The organism is Deltaproteobacteria bacterium, from assembly GCA_016234845.1.
Taxonomy (GTDB): Bacteria; Desulfobacterota; Deferrimicrobia; order Deferrimicrobiales; family Deferrimicrobiaceae; genus JACRNP01.
This window is the reverse complement of sequence record JACRNP010000136.1, coordinates 1-3,532: the sequence shown is the minus strand read 5'-3', so window position 1 is coordinate 3,532 and position 3,532 is coordinate 1. Positions and strand designations below refer to the sequence as shown.

At 69.1% G+C, this 3,532-nt stretch carries 4 protein-coding genes; all 4 read right to left on the bottom strand.

Features of this window, described 5'->3' with window-relative positions:
* A partial coding sequence (locus HZB86_09640) for a thioredoxin domain-containing protein (GenBank protein ID MBI5905791.1) occupies nt 1–876 on the bottom strand: 876 nt, incomplete at its 3' end.
* Between the two features lie 158 nt (nt 877–1,034).
* Nucleotides 1,035–1,832: an undecaprenyl-diphosphate phosphatase gene (locus HZB86_09635; protein ID MBI5905790.1), complete on the bottom strand. Its 798-nt coding sequence runs from the start codon at nt 1,830–1,832 to the stop codon at nt 1,035–1,037.
* A gap of 10 nt (nt 1,833–1,842) precedes the next feature.
* Entirely contained in the window at nt 1,843–3,204 is a 1,362-nt protein-coding gene (locus HZB86_09630) for a phosphomannomutase/phosphoglucomutase (protein MBI5905789.1), read from the bottom strand.
* Between the two features lie 21 nt (nt 3,205–3,225).
* On the bottom strand, nt 3,226–3,532 hold a 307-nt coding region (locus HZB86_09625), incomplete at its 5' end, for an NAD-dependent malic enzyme (protein ID MBI5905788.1).

The following is a 3,532-nucleotide window of genomic DNA, read 5'->3' as shown; positions in this document are numbered from 1 at the left end:
GTCCGCGTCCTGGCTGCCGAAGAACGCCCCGGTGGCGGTGTCGTGCAGCTTCGCGAACAGGAACCGCAGGACGTCCCGCCCCGTGTCCGCGAAGGCGCTCTCCCCCGTCCGCTCGAACGCCGCGGCGTACAGCGCCAGCAGTTCGGCGTTGTCCGAAAGCATTTTTTCGTAGTGGGGGACCGTCCAGTCGCGGCGGGTGGCGTACCGGAAGCACCCTCCCTCCACCGGGTCGAAAACGCCGGAGCCCCCCATCGTGCGGAGAACGGCGAGAAGCGTATCCCCCATCTCCCGGTTCCCCTCCGCGAGCCACGCGTCCCGCAGGAACGCGAGGATGTCCGTCACGGGGAACTTCGGTTCCCGGAAGAATCCCGGAAACGCCGGGTCGTACTGCGCGAGAACCGCGTGCCGGACGAGGGCCAGCTCCTCCGGGCGGGGCGCCCCGGGAGCCGACTCCCGCTCCGACGGCGCGGCCGGGGAAGCCGCCGCGCTCCGCAGGTAATCGTCCACCCGGGCCCGGTCCCGTCGGTAGAAATCCCGGCACTTCGAAAGGACGGAGTGGAGGGCGTCCGGCGGCAGGTACGTGGCGCCGGTCAGCAGCCGTCCGTCCGGCAGGAGCACCGCGGTGGTCGGCCACCCGCCCTGGTTGTACCGGTCGTTGACGTCGGGGCGGCGGTCGGTGTCGACGCGGACCGCGACGAACTCCTCGTTCAGCATCTTGACGATGCGGGGGTCCGAGAGGGACGTGGCGTCGAGCACGTGGCACCAGTGGCACCAGGTCGCCCCGATGTCCAGGAAGATCAGCTTCCCCTCGGCCGCCGCGCGCGATAGCGCCGCCGGCTCCCAGTCGTTCCAACGGATCCCCGCACCGCTTTCCATAATCCCTCCATAACACCTTTTTCTGAGATGGGCGGTGCGGCGACAAGGTTCCGGAGAGCGCGCCCCTGTCGCGGCTGGCGGGGGACACTCTTCCCCTCCATCCCCGACGGTGAACCAAAATCGAAGAGTGTCCCCCTAAGAGGGTGTCAGCCGGTGGTTTACCCCCGGAACTGGAGGTAGAAGCAGAGCGCGGAGAGGGCGAGGGTGTACGGGGCGAACCGGTGGAACCGCCCGCGGACGACGAGCCGTTCCACGACCATCAGCGCGAGGTACCCGACGACCAGGGCCACCAGGAATCCGACCGTGGAGACGCCGAAGCCGGGAAGGCGGGATACGCCTTGCCGCAGGGTGAACATCGCGCCGCCGAGGATCGCCGGAACGGAGATGAGGAAGGAAAATTTCGCGGCGCGGAGCGGAGCCACCCCGAGCAGGAGCGCGAGGGTGATGGTCGACCCGGACCGGGAGAGTCCGGGGAAGACCGCCGCCCCCTGGATCACGCCGATCGCCGCCGCCTCCCACCAGTCGATCCGGTCCGGTTCGGACTTGTGCCGGAACCGGAGGTTCGTGGCCAGCAGCAGGAAGGTCAGGACGAGGTACCGGGCCCCGATTCCCCAAAACGTGAGGCCGGTCTCCACGGTGCTGTGGAAGACGAGCCCGATGACGGCGGTGGGGAGGGAAGCGACCACGGTCAGCCAGATGTCGCGCGTCCCCCACCCGGACGGCGCGGCCCACGGATCCCTGCGGAACAGCGCCGACAGGATCGACACGATCTCCGACCGGAGGAAGAAGACGACCGCCGCCAGCGTGCCCAGGTGAAGGAGCAGGTCGAACGCCAGTTCCGGTTCGTTGAGCCCCAGGAGGCGCTGGGCGAGAAACAGGTGGCCGGAACTGCTGACCGGCAGGAACTCGGTGGCCCCCTGGAGCAGGCCGAGGACGATCGCCTGGAGGAATGTCACCGGTCCCCTCTCACGCCCCGGTCATCGAGCGGGCGCGCTCCACGGCCGTCTCCATGACCCCGCGGATCCGCCGCACCGCCCCGTCGTCCCTCCCCTCGAACCGGAGAACCAGCACCGGCTGGGTGTTCGAGGCGCGGACCAGCCCCCACCCGCCGTCGAAGACCGCCCGGATGCCGTCCACTCCGATGACCTCCTTCGCCTGGGGCGCCACGATTTGCGCCACGTTCTCCACCACCCGGAACTTGATCTCGTCCGGGCACTCCACCCGGATCTCGGGCGTGGAAACGACGGGCGGAAGATCGGAGAGGAGCGCGCTCAGCGGACGGTCCTCCCGCGCCAGGATCTCGAAGAGCCGCACCGAGGCGTAGATGGCGTCGTCGAACCCGAGATACCGGTCCCGGAAGAAGACGTGGCCGCTCATCTCCCCGGCCAGCTCCGCCCCCTCCTCCTTCATCTTCGCCTTGATGAGGGAGTGGCCCGCCTTCCACATCACCGGGCGGCCGCCCCGGCGCGCGATGTCGTCGTACAGGTTCTGGGACGCCTTCACCTCGGAGATGATCGCGGCGCCCGGCTTGCGGGACAGGATCTCGCGGGCGAACAGCACGAGAAGGTAGTCCCCGTAGATGACGTTCCCCCGCTCGTCCACCGCGCCGATCCGGTCCGCGTCGCCGTCGTACCCGACGCCGACGTCCGCCCCGGTCTCCCGGACCTTCTCCGAGAGGAACCGGAGGTTCTCGGGGATCGTGGGATCGGGGAAGTGGTTGGGGAACCGCCCGTCGGCCTCGCAGAACAGCTCCACCACGTCCATCCCCATCTCCCGGAACAGGTCCGGGGCCACCGCGCCGGCCGTCCCGTTCCCCCCGTCGACGACCACCTTGAGCTTCCGCGGGATCGCCAGGTTGGCCGCGACGAACTTGCGGTAGTCCGGGACGATCTCCCGGCGGACGAGATCCCCCTTCCCTTCCCGGAACGCCCCCCGTTCGATGACGCGGCGCAGCTCCTGGATGTCGTCGCCGTGGAGCGTCGCCAATCCCGCGCAGAGCTTGAACCCGTTGAACTCGGGCGGGTTGTGGCTGCCCGTGATCATCACGCCGCCGTCCGCGCCGAAGTGGTGGATGGAAAAATAGAGCAGCGGGGTCGGGCATACGCCGACGTCCACGATATCGATGCCGGTGGAGAGGAGCCCGTCGACCAGGGCGTCGCGGAAGCCGGGGGAGGAGAGGCGCACGTCCCGCCCGACGGCGGCCGTCCGCACCCCCCGTCCGGCGGCCAGCGTCCCGTACCCCTTCCCGAGCAGGACGACCGAGTCCCGGTGGAGGTCGCTCCCCACCCGTCCGCGGACGTCGTACTCGCGGAAGATCAGCGGATTGATCGTCAACGTCCGGTTACCGCATCAGTCGAGGTGGATCTCCATGAACGCCTTGGAGGTCCTCCGGGCCACCTTGGTCCGATGCGCCGCGCGGGAGACTTCCTTGGCGACCGTGGGACCGACCTTCCGATTGAAGACGGAGGGGATGATGTAGTCCTCCGACAGCTCCTCCTTCCCCACGCACGAGGCGATCGCGTACGCCGCCGCCAGCTTCATCTCCTCGTTGATGCAGGTGGAGCGGGAGTCCAGCGCCCCGCGGAAGAGCCCGGGGATGCACAGCACGTTGTTGAGCTGGTTGGGATAGTCCGCGCGCCCGGTCGCCATGATCCGC